Source organism: Kutzneria buriramensis (genome assembly GCF_003387475.1).
GTDB lineage: Bacteria > Actinomycetota > Actinomycetes > Mycobacteriales > Pseudonocardiaceae > Kutzneria > Kutzneria buriramensis.
This window is the reverse complement of record NZ_QUNO01000023.1, coordinates 1-20,087: the sequence shown is the minus strand read 5'-3', so window position 1 is coordinate 20,087 and position 20,087 is coordinate 1. Positions and strand designations below refer to the sequence as shown.

9 protein-coding genes and 3 pseudogenes are annotated in these 20,087 nt (G+C 67.6%); 7 read left to right on the top strand and 5 right to left on the bottom strand.

From position 1 onward, the window contains the following. Positions 1 to 208: 208 nt before the first annotated feature. Positions 209 to 2,572 carry an SdrD B-like domain-containing protein gene (locus tag BCF44_RS46690; protein ID WP_246016214.1) on the top strand — a complete coding sequence of 788 codons (2,364 nt, stop codon included), beginning with the start codon at positions 209 to 211 and terminating at the stop codon, positions 2,570 to 2,572. A gap of 583 nt (positions 2,573 to 3,155) precedes the next feature. Here the strand turns inward: BCF44_RS46690 and BCF44_RS58240 are convergent. From BCF44_RS58240 to BCF44_RS46670, 5 genes and pseudogenes are all read right to left on the bottom strand, one after another. Then, positions 3,156 to 3,461 carry a cobalamin-binding protein gene (locus tag BCF44_RS58240; protein ID WP_246016213.1) on the bottom strand — a complete coding sequence of 102 codons (306 nt, stop codon included), beginning with the start codon at positions 3,459 to 3,461 and terminating at the stop codon, positions 3,156 to 3,158. 156 nt (positions 3,462 to 3,617) lie between these two features. Continuing rightward, positions 3,618 to 4,220 (bottom strand): cobalamin B12-binding domain-containing protein, encoded by a 603-nt coding sequence (locus tag BCF44_RS58235; RefSeq protein WP_246016212.1) that lies wholly within the window; start codon positions 4,218 to 4,220, stop codon positions 3,618 to 3,620. Then, positions 4,217 to 5,902, bottom strand: a complete 1,686-nt coding sequence (locus tag BCF44_RS46680; RefSeq protein WP_246016211.1) for a PP2C family protein-serine/threonine phosphatase — start codon at positions 5,900 to 5,902, stop codon at positions 4,217 to 4,219. Before BCF44_RS46680 ends, BCF44_RS58235 begins: the two co-directional genes overlap by 4 nt. A 194-nt stretch (positions 5,903 to 6,096) precedes the next feature. Then, a pseudogene (locus tag BCF44_RS46675) lies at positions 6,097 to 6,662 on the bottom strand (transposase); the annotation flags it as partial. Positions 6,663 to 7,333: 671 nt separating this feature from the next. Then, positions 7,334 to 8,512 carry a hypothetical protein gene (locus BCF44_RS46670; RefSeq protein WP_116181014.1) on the bottom strand — a complete coding sequence of 393 codons (1,179 nt, stop codon included), beginning with the start codon at positions 8,510 to 8,512 and terminating at the stop codon, positions 7,334 to 7,336. Positions 8,513 to 8,846: 334 nt separating this feature from the next. Between BCF44_RS46670 and BCF44_RS46665 the strand changes: the two genes are divergently transcribed. The 6 genes and pseudogenes from BCF44_RS46665 to BCF44_RS46640 all read left to right on the top strand — a co-directional run bounded on the left by BCF44_RS46665 (position 8,847) and on the right by BCF44_RS46640 (position 19,796). After that, the gene (locus BCF44_RS46665) at positions 8,847 to 10,412 is read left to right on the top strand and encodes a hypothetical protein (protein ID WP_147328929.1); all 1,566 of its coding nucleotides are present in this window, start codon (positions 8,847 to 8,849) and stop codon (positions 10,410 to 10,412) included. Further along, the gene (locus BCF44_RS46660; RefSeq protein WP_116181012.1) at positions 10,409 to 11,125 is read left to right on the top strand and encodes a hypothetical protein; all 717 of its coding nucleotides are present in this window, start codon (positions 10,409 to 10,411) and stop codon (positions 11,123 to 11,125) included. The genes BCF44_RS46665 and BCF44_RS46660 overlap by 4 nt, the downstream gene beginning before the upstream one ends. Next, positions 11,122 to 15,549: a coiled-coil domain-containing protein gene (locus tag BCF44_RS46655; RefSeq protein ID WP_116181011.1), complete on the top strand. Its 4,428-nt coding sequence runs from the start codon at positions 11,122 to 11,124 to the stop codon at positions 15,547 to 15,549. The genes BCF44_RS46660 and BCF44_RS46655 overlap by 4 nt, the downstream gene beginning before the upstream one ends. Then, entirely contained in the window at positions 15,546 to 16,607 is a 1,062-nt protein-coding gene (locus BCF44_RS46650) for a Wadjet anti-phage system protein JetD domain-containing protein (RefSeq protein WP_116181010.1), read from the top strand. Before BCF44_RS46655 ends, BCF44_RS46650 begins: the two co-directional genes overlap by 4 nt. Positions 16,608 to 17,776: 1,169 nt before the next feature. Further along, a pseudogene (locus BCF44_RS46645) lies at positions 17,777 to 18,582 on the top strand (IS701 family transposase); the annotation flags it as partial. 60 nt (positions 18,583 to 18,642) lie between these two features. Further along, a pseudogene (locus BCF44_RS46640) lies at positions 18,643 to 19,796 on the top strand (IS701 family transposase). The last annotated feature ends 291 nt before the right edge of the window (positions 19,797 to 20,087 follow it).

Genomic DNA, 20,087 nt, shown 5'->3' with positions numbered 1-20,087 from the left:
TCTGGTTGGCTGTGACGGTTCGTGGTCACTTTTCGTGCCCGGCGTGCCAGCGGGGCCACGGGCAGGCGGGGGCTGGTGCTCACATGACAAGGGGACAGCGATTCCTATGAGCCGAGCCGGCAGAGGACTGAGCCGGAGAGTCGGGACGCGCACGGGCAGGCTGGCGCGGCTGGGGTTATCCGGCCTGTTGCTGGTAGCCAGCGCCACTGTGGCAGCTGGACCGGCAGCCGCGTCGACCGCCGACGGCACACTGACCGTGCAGGTGCTGCGGGACTTCTTCGGCACCGGCGTGATCAACGCGACTATGGACGTGCCGCAGCGGGGCATGAACATCGACGTCGCCGACCCGGGCGGCCATCACGTCGCGGGCGTCACGGATGCCACCGGAAAGGTCGTGGTGTCGCCGTCGGCGGAGCTGACCGGTGGCCAGTACCGCGTCGATGTCACCGTCCCGGCGTCCTACAGCAACCACTTGCGGGCGGCGCCGGCCTCGACCGCGAAGAACCATTTCGACAGTTTCACCACGTTCGTGGACGTGTCGGGCGGCAAGAACGCCTCGGTGATCACCGGGGTCTGGGACGCCGCCGACTACGCCCTGCCGGATTCGCGGTACTTCGTGCCGATCCAGAACGGCGCCAGCGGGACGGACACTCGCGCGTTGGTGGCGTTCGGGCGGGACGTTCGCGGCACTTGCCCCACCGCGGTGGCGTGCCCGTCCACGCTGGACACGCAGTCGCAGGTGGGCACCACGTTCGCGTTGGCCTACGACAAGTACCGCAACCGGCTGTTCCAGGGCGAGTTCGCCCGGCGGTACGCCCCGTACGGGCCGGACGGCGGGGATGCGATCTACGCCGTGCCGACCACCGGTGGTGCGCCGGCGTTGTTCGCCAAGGTGCCCGGCGCCGCGGTGACCCCGCACGACACCGCCAACATGATCAAGGACCCCGGGTTCACCAACGCGCCGGGCAAGGAGAGCATCGGCGGCCTGGCCCTGTCCGAGGACGGCTCAACACTGTACGCGGTGAACCTGCTGACCCGGACCCTGGTGAGCTTCGACGCGACCGGCGCCACCGCGTCCGAGTCCGAGTCCACCGTGCCGATCCCGGACCCGGGTTGCGCGGCGCCCACCGACTGGCGGCCGTTCGCGGTTGCCACGCATGACAACACGCTCTACGTCGGCGGCGTGTGCAGCGCGGAGAGCACGCAGAACCGTGCGGACCTGAAGGCCGTTGTCTACACCTACGACGGCACGCGGTTCACCCCGGTGCTGACGCACCCGCTGAACTTCGAACGCGGGGACGTCATCCTCGGCGCCCCGGCGGCGTCTGACCAGGACAACCACTGGAACCCGTGGAACACCAACCTGTTGGACTGGGACAAGTTCAACGACGGCGGTCCCTTCATCGATCCGCAGCCCGAACTGGCCAGCCTCGCTTTCGCTCGTGACGGTTCAATGGTCCTGGGGTTCCGTGACCGGTTCATGGACGTTCTCAGCGCGAAAGGGCTGGACCCTCGGCCGCTGAACAACACTGCGGAACTCGGTATGGCCGGCGGCGACATCAACATGGCCTGTGCCAATCCCGCCGGTGGCTATTCGTGGGAAGGCACCGGGAACTGTCCCAACCATGCGACCCCTGCCAACGACCTCGGCGAGGGTAACGGCGTCGTCGAATACTTCCCGGGCGACTACTTCGCCCAGGGGTCGCACCAGGAAACCGCGCTCGGGTCGGTGGCCTACGTTCCGCAGCAGCAATGGGTCGTCAGCACGGAGTTCGACCCGACCGTCAACATCGAAACCGCCGGAACCGGCTACTACAACATCGACACCGGCGCGGGCCCCGGCAACAACCCGGCCGCCAACGCCTACCAGTTCGTCGGTCAGGAACAGAACGGATTCGGCAAGGCCGGTGGGCTCGGCGACATCGCATATGAGGCGGCGAACGCGCCGATCCAGATCGGCAACGTGGTGTGGTTCGACGGCGACCACAACGGGATCCAGGATCCCGGGCAGGTGCTGCTGCCGGGTGCGACGATCAACCTGTTGGACGCCAGCGGCAAGCAGGTAGCCACGACCAAGACCGATGCCGCCGGCGAGTACTACTTCGGCGGTGTCGGCGCCGCGTACCAGTTGACACCGGGTGCGAAGTACACGGTGCAGTTCGATGTGTGCACCGCGGACACCAGCAAGGTGCCAAGTCAGCCGCCGGCGAAGGATCTGCGGTTCACGCTCCCGCTGGCTGGCAGCGACCGGGCACACGACTCCAACGTGATCCCGCCGACCACCGGGCAACTGTGCAACGGGTACGCACCGGTCACAGCACCGGCCAACCCCGGAGGCGTTGACCACACGATCGACGCCGGCGTCTACATCCCACAGGCGCCACCGCCGACGTCGACACCGCCGACGTCCGTGCCGCCAACGACCCCGGCCCCGACCGGCACGCACACGAGTTCGCTGGCCTACACCGGTGTCTCCGGCCTACCGTGGACGATCCTCCTCGGTGTCCTGGTCCTCGGTGCGGGCGCGGCGCTCGTGTTCGTGAGCCGGAAACGGCGCGCCAAGCAAGGCTGACAACCAGGTGGTCTGCCCGCCCGCGATCCGGAGACGTGCGGGCGGGCAGACCACGTGTCCCGGTAGACGACAGTGGGCCATCCATGCTGTCTACTTCAAGCTTTCGCCCAGCACCCACACGGTGGCCCTCTCGCCGCGCCTCTCGTCCGGCGGTACAACGGCAGCGACGACCGATGACCACAGCGCTCGATGCCGCGTGTTCGAGCCGCGTATCGGCAATGAGAGGACGCGGCTGACCGTGAGTCCAGCGCAGGTTGGTGACTGCAGAGGAAGTTCCAGGTGAACGCCCTGGCCCCGAGAAACGCCAGGTCAGAGGCAGTACAAGAAGATCGACATCGCAGGTTCGCTTCTCCCCGGAGACACCCAACAGAACTGCGACCCACGCGGCACCAGGCCATGACTTGCCTGCCGCCAGGCGCACCACGGCAGAGCATGCCTGTTCGCCGCTATGACCGGCAGGCCGTGACGCCAGCGCAGTCGCGATCCGCTGCGGCCACGTAGGCGAGGTCACCGGCGAGACGGACCTTGACTATGCGCTGGCCCAGGACGCTGCTGGTCGCGGTGACCCTTGAGGTCCACGTTGTCACGCCTCACCCAGCGACTCGTCGAGGTCGGCACGCGCCTCGTTGAGCAGCCGGCTCGCGCGCGTGAGGTCCTTGAGTTGTGCGGCCAGGACGTTGAGCGCTGGGAACAGGACCTGGCTGGGCACGCCCCGCGCCATCAGGATCTCAGTGGTCCAGCGCAGGAACCCGGTGAACAGCCCCGGCGAGTCCGTGTAGAGCGCGGTGGCCAGGAAGTCGACGATGTGCGCGATGTCCTCGGCTGTGTGATCGAGTTGCTGGCTGGTGTAGCGCTTCATCGCCGGCAGCTGTTCCATCAGGTCTGTCATGGTCTGTTTGATCAGGGAGCGGGCAGTCCGGGTGACCAGCGTGTACTCCTGGTCGGCCAGGTGCGGCAGGTCGTCGACAGGCCGGTGGGGCTCGGCAGCCTGGGGATGCGGCAGTCCACCGGCCAGCAGGTCGGCGGCATGGCGGGCGTCCGGTGCCTACCCGTTGGCGCCGAGCATGCACGCGTACCGGCCGTCGCCGGCGAAGGCCGCGCCACCGGCGAGGACGGGGACACCGGCGGCCTGGCAGGCGATGATGGTCGCGTGTGCGGCGGGCAGCCGGGTCGCGATCGAACTGGACAACGCCACCGCGTCCGGTCCGGCCAGGTGCAGGTGGGCGATCAGGTGCGGGGTCGGGACCGTGGCGCCGAGAAAGTCGATCTGCCATCCCCGTAGCCGTAACACTTCTGAAAGCAGCCGGGCGGGCAGCCCGTGCCATTCACCATCGATGCAGGCCACGGTGATCCGGCCGCGTCGTGGCTCGACGCGAGCGGCCGGATCACCTGTCAGCGCGGCGATCAAGCGGTCGTTGATCGCGGTCGTCGCGTGCTCCTGCGCGATGCTGATCCGGTTGGCCGCCCATTCCTGCCCGATCTTGGCCTGGACCGGGGCGATCAGCTCGAGCAGCACGTCCTCGATGCCGAGGCCTTCGTCCAGCGCGGCGAACGCGATGCCGGCCGCGGCGTGCTCGTCACCGGCCAAGATTGCCTGCCACAACCGGTCGCCCCGCTCGATCATGGCGGTGGACGCGGTGTGTGTCATCGCGTGTCCTGGTGTCTGGGTGCCGTGATGGCAAGGACGGCGATGTCGTCGTGCTGGTTGTCGCCGATCCATTCCGCGGCAAGCATGTGCACGCGTTCCACGATCGCTTCACCGGGGATGCCGGCGCATTCGGACAACACGTCCTTCAACCGTTGCTCACCGAAGTACGCCTCGCCCAGCGGGCCGCCCTTCGCCTCCGTAATACCGTCGGTGTACAGCAGGCATGACTCTCCGGGCGCTAGACGCACGACGGTGGTGTTCGCGTGAACCGTCGGCAACACGCCGACCAGGCGGCCGCGGGTTCGGGCCTCGTCCACGGTCCCGTCGTTGCGCACGATCAACGGTGGCAGGTGACCGGCGTTGGTCAGGCGTAGCCGGACGTCGGGTCCCTCCCGGACGGCCGAGGCGAACACGAGCGTGGCGAACCGCGTGTGGTGCGAACCAAGCAGGGCGCTGTTCAGCATCGTCAGGATCCGCTGGTGGTTGTGTGCCAACGGCAGCAACGCGTGCAGTGTGTTGCGGATCTTCCCGGTCACCACCGCGGCCTCGAGGCCCTTCCCACACACGTCACCGAGGACCAGGAAGGACTCGTGACCCGCCGTGCCTGCTGGGTGTAGGTCGTAGAAGTCGCCGCCGACGCGCTCGGTCGTGGCAGATGGCTGGTACCCGCCGGCGAACTCGATGCCGTCCACCTCGTGCAGCTGTGGCGGCACCAGGTCCCGCGTGAGGATCTCGGTGATGCTCGCCTGCTCGGTGTGAAGCCTGGCCGTCGCCATCGCCGCGCCTGCATGGGCGGCGAACAGCTGGACGAATGTTTCCGCGTTCTCACTGAACACCGCGCGGGTGGATTTGCGGAGCAACACCAACGCTCCCGAAGGCATGCCTTGTCCGCGCAACGGTACGACCACGGCGGACCCGATCGGGCCGAGTCCAGCAGGCACGATCCAGTCCGGCACGGTGGCGGGATCGGTCCTGTGCAAGGGAGCCGGCGGGAACCATGTCAGCGCGACGTCCAGACCGGGTATCGACGCTAGGTCGGCGGCGACCGTGTCGCGAACCACCTGCCCGCCACGCACGCACGTGACCGTTGTCAGTGTGGTTCCCTTCGGCGGGTGAATGACCACTGCGGCATCGCCGAGGCACTCCGCTGCCAGCTGTGCCGTCACCTCCATACAGCGGCCGAGGTTCATCGACGACAGCAGCAGGGTGGACGCGCGCGCCAGGAACGCGGTGCGCTCCCGCTCCACCTCAAGCAGCCGCGTAGTCCGCTGCTCCATGGTCTCGTCGAGCAGCCACCACGCCATGGCGTCATCCGGCGGGGTCGCGGGCGCCGGGGAACTGCGCCTGGCAATCTGCCCGCGTACCGGCTGCCGCGCGTTCGCCCGCTGCACCTCCGCAAGCCAGGACGCCACCTCGTCGTCCAGGGCCACACCTGGCCGGACGGCGATGAAGACCAGGTCAGTGGTCTTGTTCCGTTCCAGCAGATCTCCGTTTTGGCCAACGACTATGACCGGCGAGGGCGCAGCCCGCATCGCCGACCCGGACTCGCCGTCGGCCAGCCGCGTCGAACGCTCTTCCGATGTGCTCACAACAGCACCCGCGCTCCCCTCGCCACCTGATTGGTCGTCGCACGCTACCCGTTCCAGAACCCGACATAAGCGGCAATGCTCGCCAACGGCCAAACTTGGCCATCGCGGCTCCAAGACCCGATGACACGACGAACGTCCCGATCAGCCTCACGGTTCAGTTCTGCTCGCCGCGTGCCGCGCAGGTTCAGCAGGCGTGAGGCAAGGACATCTGCTCTTCGGAATAGAGGACGCGACTGATCGTGAGTTCAGCACAGGTTGGTGACTTCAGAGGACGTTCCAGGCGAACCCCGTAAGCCTTCCTCGCGCCACAACCGCTGGACCTTCTTGTGGTTGACGATCCAGCCCTCGCCGCGGGCGTCGTGGTAGGCCCGCCGGAATCCCCACCGCGGATGGTTCTTGGCGTAGTCCCGCAGCCATGCCCGCAGCGCCGCGTCGGGATCGGCTGGGGTTTGTGCCACCGGCTCGCGGCGCTGGGTAGCGCGGTGCTGCCCGGTGACCCGGCAGGCGAACCGCTCACTGACCCCGAACATCCGCATGAGGTGGTGCACGGCCGCCCGTCGGCGTTGCGGGCTCAGAAGTTTCCCTTCGCGATCTCCCTGAGCGCGGCCTTTTCCAGCTCGGCGTCCGCGAGTAGTCGTTTGAGGGTGGCGTTCTCCCGTTCCAGGTCCTTGAGCCGCTTGGCGTCATCGGCTTTCAGACCACCGAACTGGTTACGCCACCGGTAGTAGGTCGGCTCGCTGACCTGCAACTCCCGGCAGACATCGGCGACGTCCTTGCCCTCGCCCAGCAGCCGGTCGGCCTGGGCCAGCTTGCGCACGACCTGCTCCGGGGTGTGTCGCTTCCTGGTACTCATCGTCCTCGAGCCTTCCCGCCGCCCACTGCGTGGGCCACAAGGCTCTCACTGGGCCTGGATCAGCTCATCGGGGTCATTCCACCGGGTCAGCAGCTACTTCGATGATGGCAAGCTGATCCTCAACGACGGGTCGTCCGCGGACTGGGCGGACACGATCTGTGTGGCTCCTCGGTCTGCTCCCTGCTGGCACCCCTGCGGTCGCGATGATCGAGGAGAACCCTGACGAGATCGTTCCCCTTCCTGCCGGCGCGACTGCGGCCATGATCGAAGCACTGCTCGACGGGCTGGCGGGTGCCTAGAACCTTAGCCACGGAGTGACAACGCCGATGACGCTAGTTAGCGCAGGCGTTCGGCATGCGTGAACCCACGGACCATCTCAACGGACCACTACCTTCGCGACTCAGTTCCCACACGAGATCCTCAACGCTCGCCCAGCCCTCCGCCGTCCCGAGTGGCCCGACTGCATAAATTCTCTGCTCGTTCTCACTGCCGGACTCGATCAGCAGCACCTCGTCGCTCCGCGCGCCCTCAGCGATCATCACGTCACCACGGCAGAACGGTCTGGTCCGACCGCGTTCCGCAGCAAAGCGCGGACCTGATCGGCCAATCGGTTCGCACCCGGCAACTGCGACCCCGGTGCGAACAGGGTGTTCAAGGTGCAGCCGTGCTCGTCACCGGAGAGTTCGGAAATCGGCCAGGTGCCCGGAGATGACAAGCCATAGGGCGGCGGCGATGACTGCGGTGCCGACGAGAACCTTGCGCACCGCGTCAATCCGGTCGGACACGCTGGCGAGCATCGTGCCGGCGGCTTCGAGAAGGTTGCGGGCACCTGGTGTCTCCGGCATCTCCGCGGTGACGACGGTGGCGCCCTTGGCCGCCAGGGCGACCGGGTCGTCCACGGCGAGCACTGCGATGGCATAGCGCGTGAGCGTCACGAACTGCGCCTGTTCGACAGAATCCGTTGTGGCGCTGAGCGATCCCCGCCGAAGGTCGATCGCGACGGCGCCGAAGACTCGGCGGACCAGGTCCGCATCGGTGGCGTCCAGCCGGCGCCCGGTCGCCGCGGCGCACCTCTCCAACTGGCGGGCGATCCGGAATCCGGTCCAGTGCCGGCCGACACGCCAGCGACCCGGCCGCAGCGTCCGCAACGGCGGAAGATGCGGACTTCCGGCCGGCCGCATCACCGAAAGCCCGACGAGGACCAGACCGAGATGCGGAGAAGTCAGATCGATGCCGAAATACAACGCCGCCAGCAACGCGACCGAGGTGACTCCGGCAGCGATGGCCGCCAGCCCCGAGAGACCCTGCCCCGCGACCGCACCGTCGCCAGCGAAATCAGCCATGCCGAGACACACCGCGAACGGCCAGATTGCTGGCAGCATCAGGAAGTATGCCCACCACAGCCGGCTTGCCACGTTCGCGCAGTCCGTACGGGCGATCGCTTCGAGCGCGGCATCCCGATCCTCCCCGAGCGCCTCAGCCCAGCCGCTTCGGTCGCCGAGACGGGCCCTGCTCATCGGGTAGGTCCACACGGCCACGCCCAGATTGAGCAGCACACCAACTGCCGGCAGCGCAACCATGACCCAGAACAACGGAACGCTGTGCAGAAACTCGTACAGCGCGAAGGCGGTCATCGTGCCGAACGCGAAGGAGATCGCCGAGAGGACCAGCCACATGCTGGCACTGGTCGTTCGCGCCAGCCACAAGCGCCTCTTCGGGGCACCGGCGTGGTTGGTCCAGAAATGCAATGTGTTGACCAACAGCGGGCCGCGCAATGTTGATGCCCATGCCGCATACAAGATGCTCATGACCAGCAGGCCGAGGTACTGCCGGTACAGCTGTACGAACATCGGAGCCACCCTCTCAGTCATCACGAACGATCAGCACGTGCTCGGCCATTGTCTACAGATACGAACCTGCCGATAATTCACCTGATGGTGTTCGCCTGAACCGAGGGCGCCTTCCCGGGCGGCGACCACCGTAGCCTCGGAACCCGAATTCCGCTGAAGATGTTTCCGCACTTTTCGGAACGACATGCGCCGTTCTGATGCCCAGTCCGACGCGAGCCATTCACCACGTCCGACCTCATTGGACCGAACGGGTGCATCACCGCCGGAACTCGCCTGAAACGGCCAGCAGCGGGTCTTACAGTGGGTTCCGGTCGCATCGAGGAGGTCATACCGGGTGAGCGAGCCCTGGATGGTCGGACGGGCCGTCTTCGACGTCTCGTTCGGCGATCGCGTCCGGGTGCTACTACGCACGCGCCCGGTGGCCGGCGCAGCGGACAACGCCACCCGTCAGGCCTGGGGCGACCGAGGGTATGACGTCGTCGCGCTGTCGCTGGCGGCCATCGATGCGGTGATCGCCAGGCAGGGATTCGAGCAGGAAGTCACCTACGACGAGACCGTGCTCGGACTCGCCGGCCTGGCCGCCAACGCCGCTCCCGATCGCCTTCACGACGAGCATCTGGCCGTCGCGGGATACGTGGTGGATTCGCTGCTCAACCGCAGGGAGCGGGAGGCGCCGTTCAGCTACCCGGTCTCCGTGTTCGGCCGGGACCAGGACGGCTCGGTTCGACACAGGCGCAGCGCGGTGGAGTTCCGGCTGCTCACCGAACACGAAGACCACCGGCGGGGCGTCAACGTGCTGCGAGCGTCCGCCGACGCCATCAACGCGCTGGTGGGCGGGCTGGAGTTCGACGTCGAGGACGAGCAGTCCGCCATCGAGCTGATGCTCAAACGACAGCTCAAACGCGGCGCCTTCGGGCAGGCGGAGAAAGCCGCCGAGCGATCGCGGCTGCTTTCCGTCCGCTACGCGGATGAACTGCGGACCGTTCTCACCGACACCACCCGCGACATCCGGACGGTGTTCAGCCAGTGGGCCGAGCAGGTGCCGGCGCAGCTCGAGCGCAACCGCGTCCACGTGGAGGAGAGACTCGACGGGGAGGCCAGGCTGCTCGATCACGTCCGGGGCGCGTTGGATGCTCCCGACGTCGAGCCGGAAGTCGCGGCGGCCGCGGCGCGCATCGCCCGACTGCTCGAGGAATGCCGCCAGCGCCACACCGAGCTGCACGGCCGGCTGGTCACCGCCCGGACGACGTTCCTGGACGAACAGACCAGGCAGTCGTTCCGGCCGATCGGTGGACTGCGCAACACCGACATCAACGACGGCGTGTTCCTCCCCTTGCTGACGATGCCCGCCGAAGACGCTGCCGGCCCGGCCGAGACGTTCAGCGTGTTGCTGGCGGGCACCCAGCCGCCGAAGATCGTCCGGCTCGCCGATCTGGTGGACGACCTGCTGGCGCCGCGCCGGGAAGCCCTGCTGGAAGAACTACCCGTGCCGGACGAGGAACTCGGGGACCCGGATCCGCCGGCGGTGCCGCCCGAGGTCCTGGCCGCGGCAGCAGCCGTCGTGGATGACGTCGAACTGCCGGCGAGGCTTTCCGACCTGCTGTTCGCCGTTCGCGAGGCCACCCTGCCGGAGGGGGTCGACCGGGGTGCAGTCGAACGTTTGGTCGTCCTGGCCGCGTTGTGGAACTACGCACCGGAGACGAAGCAGAACGTGTCCATGGCCGTGGACGCTGCGGCGCACGTGCTCGGCCCGACGGCAGCTGTCGATGCGGACGGCGCACAGATCGCCGTGCCCGGCTGGTCCGGCGACGACCTGATCGTGGCCCAGGACGAGCATTCGCTCGCGCGGTGGGCCGAGCGGCATTCCACCGAGGTGGGAGGAGATCGGGAGGCATCATGACGCTGAGCCAGCGAGACCTCGCCGACGTGGGCGTGCTCATCGCCTGCGCGCTGCGGCCCAAGATGCGGCCCGGCGCGGATTCCGACTACCGGCGCCTGCTCGTCCGGTACCGCGCGGATGTCGAGTTCCGGAACGCGGTGGACAGTGTCCTGGACGGACTCGACATGCGAGTGCTGTCCGACTCCGATCTCGGCCTGGTGCTCGGCGTGCGCCGGGAGTCGGTCTTCGCCTACCGGCTTTCGGACCTGCCGAACGTCACCGGCGTGACCGAACGGCTGTTGGTCGGCCTGGTCAGCGTCGCGATCACGGCCTACGCGTTCCCGACACCGGCCGACTTCGACGACGATCGAATTCGGTGGGTGTCGGTCGAGGACATCGAACGCTTCATTCGCGAGGCCTGCGAACGGTTCAAGCGCACGCCGACGGAAGACGATGCGCTCGACGAGGCCTGGCGCAGCTACGACCGACTGTCCCCCGGCTACAAGGCGGACAGGGGCAAAGGACGACCACGCCGATCTGCGGCGTCGTCACCGTACTGGGTGGCGAACGTGCTGACCTGGATGACGGACCAAGGGCTCGCACGGCTGACGCCCGCTCGCGGGCCGGAGGCGTACCAACTGCTGGAACGGTTTCGTATCCAGGCCGGGGAACTCGCGGGCAACGCCACCTACGAGGAGCTGGCCGCCATCCGACGGGGCGAGGTGACGTCGTGACGTACCAACTGTCCCGGCTGCGACTGGCGAGCGTGGGAGATCGCGCAGCCCGGTTCAGCGACGTCACCCTGGACATGTCAACGTCCGATGTGGGCAGTCTTGGCGAGCCGGTCGACTCCATCCTTTGGCTGCGCAACGGCGGCGGCAAGTCGAGCCTACTGTCCCTCTTCTTCGCACTATTGCTACCCCTGCGCAAGGACTTCATGGGCAAGACGGTCAAGCGCTACCTGGAGGACTACGTCGGCACCGGCGACACCAGCCACACCATTGCCGAATGGGTTGCTCAGTCCGAGAACAGCCTGCTGCCTGCGGCCGCGCCTCGGCTGATCACCGGCGCGGTGTACGAGTGGGTGGACCGCCGGCGGCCGTTCGACGCCGATCGGGACCGCGACAAGCTCAAGGGCTGGTACTACTCGTTTTTCACGGTGCCGGGCGAGCTCGACCTCGACCGGCTGCCACTGCACGACGAGGCCGGCCAGCTCCGGAAGATGAAGGACTTCGTCGCTCTGTTGCGCGACATCGCGACGACCCGGCCGCAGCAGTTTTCGTTCGCGTTGACCGATCAGCGCAACCAGTGGATGGAGACGCTCACCTCGCGCGGGTTGGATCCCGCTCTGTTCGGCTACCAGAAGGAGATGAACCATTCCGAGGGCGGAGTGGCCGAGCTGTTCAACTTCCCCTCCACCGACCGGTTCATCGACTTCCTGATCGATCTCACGGTGGACAGCGCCGAGCCGGATCTCGTCGCGAGCAACCTCCGAAAGATCATCGACATTCTCGGCCGCAAGCCTGATCTGCTCGCCGACCGTGACTTCTGTGTCGAGGTGGCGGCAAGGTTGGACACGCTCGCCGAGCGCCACGAGGTCGCCACCGCGGCCGAGAGCGAGGCCACCACCACCAGGCACGCCGCCGCCCGGCTGGCCGGCGCGTTCGCGGCCACGGCGCGCGGACGCGCAAGCGACGCGACGTGGTTCACGACCGAGGAGGAACGGCTGCGCGCGGCAGCGCTGAAGCTCGACCGCGAACGCAAGGGCGTCAACGACATCGCGAACGAGCTGTTCAGAATCGCCGCCTTGCACCGTCACACCGCAGCGATCGGCGTCCGGGACGAGATCTCGTCGGCCCATACCGATGCCAGGGACGAGGAACTGGCCTGGCAGGCCGTCGTTCCGCTCGCCGAGCGAACCCAGGTCGACCACGAGGCAGCGCTCGTCCGGAGGCAGATGGCCGAGGAGGAACGGCAGACCGCGCCGCTGCGGGAGGAACGTGACCGGGCGGCCGCCGCATTGAAGGCCCGCTACGTCGAGCTGGCCGCCGCGGAAGCCGAGGCCGGGGATACCGAGCTCTCCCGCGCTGAAACCGCGGCCGGCGAAGCCGGCGAGGAAGACCGCCGAGCGCAAGCCAATCGGGATCGGGCGACCGAGGCGGAGGTTCGAGCCGAGAACCTCCGCGGCAAGGAGATCGAGATCGGCGAGGCCGTCGAGGCGGCGGTGCGGCTCGGTGACCTGCCGAGCTCCGAAGCAGCGCCGGAAGTCGTGCTCGCCGAGACGCGAACTACCAAGCGCACGAGGAAGGATGACCTCGAGACCATTCGGCGCCGCCGGTCGGAACGACCGGCAATACGCGGCTCGCTGTCCAATCGACGACAGGCCCTCGCCCGCGAGCGGGCGACCAAGGTGTCGGAGCACGACCGGCTCGCGGCCGAGCACAGCAATCTCCGGCAACGGGCCGATGAACTGGCCGCGCATCCCAGGCTGGCCGAACTCGTGCAACTCGACGATGGTGGGCGGCTGGACCTGTGGACGGAAGCGGCTGGCATCCGGGCGGCGCTGACGCACGCGATCGCCCTGGCCGAATCAGCCATTGTGGACACTCGGGTGGACGCGGCCGACGACGACCGCGCCCTGGAAGGACTGCGTACTGACGCCTTCCTTCCCACGACGCGTGACGCCCAACGGGCAGTCGAAGCCATCCGGATGGCCACAGGCAAGGCCGCCCGGCCGGGCTGGGACCTGCTGCGCGATCTGGTGCCCGAGCCTGAGCGTGGCCGGGCGTTGGAGAACCCAGTCGTCGCCGAGCTCGCCGCCGGCGTTGTCGTCGCGGATGCCGCCGCGGAGGAAGTGCGCGGAGCGATCCGGTCGCAGGACGGATGGTCGGTTGCTCACGTGTCCGTGTGCACCGCGAGCCAGCTACAGCACGCGCTGACCGGTGCCCGGCCGGAGTGGCTGGTGGTGCCCAACGATCCCGCGCTGTTCGATCCGACCGCAGCAGAGGCAGCACGTGCTGACCGTGAGCTGCGTCGCGACGCACAAGACCGCCGCATGACCGAGCTGCACGAACAGGCGGCGGCGGATCGAGCGCTGCTCGGTGACCTGGGCACGATGCTGAAGGACTGCCCGGAGGGACACCTGCAGGGGCTCGAGACCGGCATCGAGGAATGCCGACAAGCCATCGCGGGTATCGACGAAGTCGACGCGGACCTCAAGGAGCAGGGCGAAGAACTCGAGCGTCAGGACGAGCTGGACGCAATCGCCGAGCGAGATATCGGCGACGAGCTCACCGCCGTCGAGGGTAGGATCCAGCGGTTGACAGCGCTCGCGGCACAGGTGGCCGAGCTACCCGGCGTCAGGCAAGCAATCGAGCAGCTCGACGACGACGCCCGGAAATTCCGGCGATTCGCCGGCGAGGCGACCAGACGAGCGAACGACCATCGTCGGACCGACCGCGAAGCCCGCGACCGTGCCGCATCGCACCAGGCCGATCGAACACGATACGAGCAAGAGAACCTCAGGATCTCCCTGCTCGACCCGGATCGCGCCGCTCTCGGCGAGACGGGCGAGATGCTGCCGGCGCTGCTCAGTCGCTTCTCCAGCGCGGACGAGCAGTGGCGCACTGTAGTGGCGAAATCCGTGCTGGCGGAACGGCTCAACAACCTGCTCCGTCGGGCCGAACGAGCCGACGTCGAGCTGGCCGGCTACCTGGAAGCCACGCGAACTCGTGCCGCCGCACTCCTCGATACCCCCGACGGTCAGGACCCCGCCCGTCGAGCGACCGCCAGGGACACGGCGCGACGCAACGCCGAACAACTCCAGGTCCAGTTGACACACGCCGAGACCGAGGTCAAAGCGGCACAGGCCGAACTCGATACCAACACGCCACGAGATCGCGCCCGGCACACGCAGTTGGATACCGAGCCCGCCACCGAAGCGGAAGCGCGCGAACAGGCGCAGGAGCAGGCCGCCCGGGCATTGACGATGAGCAGCCAGGTTACCGCGCTCGGCCGCGATGCGGACGAGGCCGGCAGGTCCGCGACGGAGGCGAACTTCGCTGCCCAGGTCTTCGACCAGCGTGCTCACCGGTTGGAAGACGCCGCCGTGCCGGTGGCGGCACCGCAGGATGCACAGGCCTTCAGCGGTGATAGCGCGCAAGCCGATACCGAGACGGAGCGGATGCTGGACAAACTGGTGAACGCCAATGCCGCCGCCGCGTCGACGGGTCAGCTGCGTGACGAGGCCGTCCAGGAGGTGCGCAAACTGGCGTCGGCGAACCGGTTCTCCATGATCCCCAGTGCGATCAAGGACCGGTTCACCGGTGACGAGTCCTCCGTGCTCTCCGCCCGCGCCGCCAGCCGGGCCGAGGAGATGCGCGTGCGCCGGCAGACGATCGAGGGCCAGCTCACGGACCTCGACCGGGATCAAGGAATCGTGGTGGTCGAGATCGCCGCACTGGTCCAGAGCGTGCTAGCGAACCTGGACTCCGCGAACCGGCACTCGAAACTACCCGGCACGCTGGGCGGCTGGGCCAACGAGCACTTCCTCCGGATCCGCTTCACCCGCCCCGTGAGCGAGGAGGATCTGCGAGCCCGGATCGACGCGGTCGTGGACCGGATCGTGACCGAGAAGTCAAAACCCGAAGGGCTCGCTCTGCTCAAGCGATGCGTGCACGAGGCCGTCGCGCCGCGCGGCTTCACGGTCAAGGTGCTCAAGCCGAACAGCGATCTCGCGGTGGAACCCGTCGACGTGACGCGTCTCGGCAAGTTCTCCGGCGGTGAGAAGCTGACCGTCTGCGTCGCGTTGTACTGCACCCTCGCCCGGCTGCGGGCGATCAACCGCGGGCAGGGAACGTCCGCACTGGGCGGAACGCTGGTGCTAGACAACCCACTGGGCACTGCCAGCCACGTCGCCCTGCTACGACTGCAACGTGACGTCGCCGCAGCGCACGGCGTCCAACTCGTCTACACCACGGGCGTGGAGGATCTTGGCGCGGTCGGCCAGTTCCCCAATGTGCTGCGGATGCGCAACGCCCCGGGCACGCTTCGTGCCCGGCGTTACGTTGTCGTGGAAGACCGCTTCGACACGACCGCCGACGGCATCACCAGCGTGCGTGTCGCTGGCGACGAGCCGACAGCGGAGCCATCGGCATGACGCTGAACGCCCTCGCTCAACACCTCGCAGCACACGTCGTCGAGGCGACCAAGCAGAAGATCGAGGTCGAGTCGCTGTACGCCGCTGCCGTCGAGTTCGACCGCAGCCTTGCCACGGCACCGGCCGCGCGCGGCGAGGTTCGCCGCGCGCTGGACGAACTCGCCGCCGCCGGCTTGGTGTCGTTCCCTCGCTCACCACGGGATTTCGACACACGAGACGAGCCGCACCTGCCAATGTGGGTGCGGCGGCCCGCTCGCGAACGCGTCGCACGGTCAGCAGCGCCTGCTCGGGTATGGCCGGCGGCGCTGGAAGCCGCCGGCCGGATCGCCAGCCGTGACGAGGAATTCGCCGTGCTGGACACGGTGACCGCTTTCTTACGGAAGGGCGGCGCGAACCGTCCGAGCGTGCCGACGCGGGAGCGATCGCTGGAGCTGTTCGGCGACGAGAAGAAGCTCGACCGGCTCATGAGCACCCGGCTGTTCACAGCCGGGGCGCTGACCCTGGACCTGCTGCGCTGCCACAGCGTACCCATCCCCTTTGTCTCCCAATGGGTCCCGGGGCGGGATGATCCACTGGGCACGGCGTTGCTGATCGCCGAGAACCATCACACCTACACGACCTTGCTCACCGTCACCCGTCAGCGCGCCGCCGTCAACGGTCCGGGGCGGCACGTCGGGTACGGGACCGGCGGGCAGTTCGCGTCCGCTGTGCAGTGCGTGCCGCTGCTCTCCCCCGTGCCCGATCGCATCGTCTACTTCGGAGACATCGACCTGAAGGGATTGCAGATCCCATTGGCCGCCAACGACACCGCCTCCCGTGCCGGGCTTCCGGCAGTCGAGCCGGCGGCGAGGTTATACGAGCTCCTCTTCGAACTCGGCCGTGAGCGTCCCGCTCGGGCAGTCCGACCAGCGATCGCGGCGGAAGCCTCCGCGTGGCTGGGACCAGGACTCGCCTCGCGCGGGCGTGATGCCCTGGTTCGCGGTGTCAGATTGCCGCAAGAGGCCGTCGGGTACGAACAGCTGACAGACCGTCGTGGTCAGCTGCTGGACCAGGTCTGACATCTGACGCTCCGTCCTAGATCTTCGGTGAAGATGTCGGATCCAAGGACGTTCTCGATCGCCGCTGCCACGAGGACGATCGCCTTCCGACAGACATGTCCACGCTGTCGCTCGGTCTCTCGACGGCGGTCGTAACCATCCCCCCCCCCCCCCCCCCCCCCCCCGAGGATCCGGTCGGCATTAACCACGACATCCGGCGGCGACGCGGCACGGCGAGACGCCGTCGGCTGCAACTCCCTATCGGCGGCTTCGTTCTTGCAGCTGGGTAGGTCGGAGACGCCGCCGATCACGAGAGCCTCAGCGGTGTTCACGGAGGCGCTGTGGAGGAACTGTAGCCTTCCATCTCAACCGCCGAGGCGTCCCCACAATGCTGAGCCAGGAGCTGGGTGATCACCGAGCTCTGATCGGCGATCACCTTTCCACCGGCCGGGATCGGCTTGACGGCAGGCTTGGGAAGGGCCCCGGACGCGACCGGGAAGATGCGGCGCTACCACAACTGGTCGTGGGCGATCTGACCGGCGCGCTGGACCAACCGGTAGTAGGGGAACGGACTTCATCTGCGGCCGGGAACGCACCGGCTGTGTCCCTTCCGGACTCGTTGTCGTAGAAGTGATCGGCGATCACGACGTCGCCGGTGCGACATCCTGGCCTCCGCGCCCGACACCGACGACGCCCGCTCGACCTGCACTCCTGCAACGGTATTGCCGGCCCCGGTCTGGGCAGTAACAATTGTCCATCTACCTCTGTCTGACGTGAACCTTCCGATCCTGTGGAGGGTTCCGCGCTGCTCGCGTTCCTCCAGCGGGCTTTCGAGGTAGTCACGGGCAGCGAGATCTTAGACAGTCAGCGCAATACCGATCACCACCGTGCTCAGATTCGTGCTCACGGCCGATTTCCTTCCTGCACCGTCACGACAGACCCGCGTTCACCAGAAACTGAGGTCTCAGGGCAACACCAGCCAATTCCAGCGCGTCGGTCGGGTCCTGATGCTCCGGACCGTCGACTTCTGCCAGCATGGCGCACACGCTGCGTCGTACTTGACGAGAAGCGCCGGGAAGCCACTTGCCCCGACCGAACCGATCGCCTACGCCGCCTGCGGCACGCAGGCGCGGCGACGGCGAGCGTTCTGGGATCCAGCATCTCCTGTGGAATCGGCACTCCCGCGAATTGCGAGAGCCACCGCAGTAGGGGCCGCGGTGTTTGCGACCAAGCCCGCGTTGGCCTCCCGCATGATCGGGCGCGCCCTGGACGGCGGCGTGCCGGCTGGATGGGTCGCTGGTGACGAGGTCTACGGCGGCAACCCGACCCTGCGGGCCGATCTGGAGACGCGGCGGCTCGGGTATGTGCTGGCGGTGGCCTGCGATCACCGCGTCAGCACTGCCGCGGGCACCTGTCGGGCCGACGAGTTGGTTGGGCGGTTGCCCAAACGCGCCTGGCAGCGCCTGTCCGCCGAGAAAGGGGCGAAAGGACACCGGTTCTACGACCGGGCCTGGATCGGCCTGGCCGCCAGCGGGGACGAGCCCGCCGGGCAGCGGTGGCTGCTGGTATGGCGCAACCGCCGCACCGGCGAGTTGGCCTTCTACCGGTGCTGCGCACCCGGACGGGTGCCGTTGGCCACGCTGGTGCGGGTCGCCGGGCGACAGTGGACGGTCGAGGAGTCCTTCCAAACCTCGAAGGGGCAGACCGGTCTGGACGAGCACCAGTGCCGCACGTGGAGATCGTGGTACCGCTGGACCACCCTGGTGCTGCTCGCGCACGCCTTCCTCGCGATCGTGAGGGTCACCGCCCGCGCCAGTCCCGCCCCTTCCGGACTGATCCCGTTGACACTCAACGAGATCCGTCATCTCTGCAACGCGCTCGTGGTCACCCCGGCCGCGAACATCGCGCACATCCTGCACTGGTCATACTGGGCCGCCGCCACCAATACCGCGTCCAACAAGCCCACTACCAGCGACAATCGCTCCAGGAGCCATGAAGATCACGATCTACGGCTGGAGTAGTACTGCAACGGCACTTGGTTGATGCGTAGTGGATCATAGAGGCTGTTGTAGTTGATCTCGTGGTCGCGGCGTTAGTCCGGGTGCACCAACGGATCGCGGGCCGGTCCCCCGGTCCGCCCCCCCGCGCGCGGGTGCGAGAGCACGTGTCCGGCCTCGTCACTGGACTGGAACGCAAGAACGGGTGGACCCTGGCCGAGCGCGCCGGTGAGGTGTCCCGGACGGGATGCAGCGCCTGCTGCGCCGGGCGGACTGGGATGTCGACGGGGTCCGCGACGACGTCCGGGACTATGTGATCGAGCACTTGGGCGGCGCCCAAGGCGTGTTGATCGGCGACGAGACCAGATTCCTCAAGAAAGGCCGCCGATCGGCCGGCGTGCAGCGGCAGTACTCTGGCACGGCGGGGCGCGCGGAGAACTGCCAGATCGGCACCTTCCTGGCCTACGCCTCCCGCCATGGGCACACCCTGATCGACCGCGAGTTGTGTCTGCCCGAGTCCTGGACCACTGATCGGGACCGCTGCCGCGCCGCCGGCGTCCCCGACGAGGTCGAGTTCGCGACCAAACCCCGGCAGTTGATCGCGATGCTGGCCCGCGCGATCGAGGTGGGGGTGCCGTTCGCGTGGGTCACCGCCGATGATGCCTACGGACAGGCTGTCTACCTTCGGGACTGGCTGGAAGACCAGGACGTTCCTTACGTGTTGGCAATCCGGTGCAAGGACTCACTGGCCACGCCGGCCAGGGATCGCGGTCGGGTCGACGAGCTGATCGCGGCGCTGCCGACGCGGGCGTGGCGGCGACTGTCGGTCGGCGCCGGAGCGCACGGCCCGCGCGAGTACGACTGGGCAAGGGTCCCGATCCGGTCTGCCTGGCGGGCTGGCCGGGGGCACTGGCTAATGGCGCGCCGCTCGCTGACCCGCAACAGCAAGGGCGAGCACGAGATCGCCTAATACGTCTGCCACGGGCCGCGACGCTCACGGTTGGTGGACCTGGCCTGGGTCGTCGGCAGTCGTCGGCATGTCGAAGAGTGCTTCCAGCAGGCCAAGAACGAGGCCGGGTTTGATCACTACCAGGTCCGGTCCTGGCGGGCGTGGTATGCCCACGTCACGTTCTTCATGCTCGCGCTGGCCTGGCTGGCGGTAGCCAGAGCTGTTGCGACAAAAGGGGAATCGGGACCGGCGAGGAGGGCATGATCGGCTACACGTTACCGGAGATTCGATGGTTGTTGATCAACCTGGTACACCGCTGGCTGTCCAACCCCGAGCACGTCTGTGCTGTAGGCCGGTGAACGGGGCGATCCACTCCGAGCGCGATGCCGAGATGACCTACATCCCACCATGATCAACGATCACGACATGGCGTCTGTGATCCGGTTACGAGACATCGCTTACGACCTCGTGCATGGTTGTGGATCACGAGTGAGATGATCTTGGTGTGGATCGTGCTGCTGTGCTTGCCAAGCGTCGAGTGACAGGCTTGTCCAC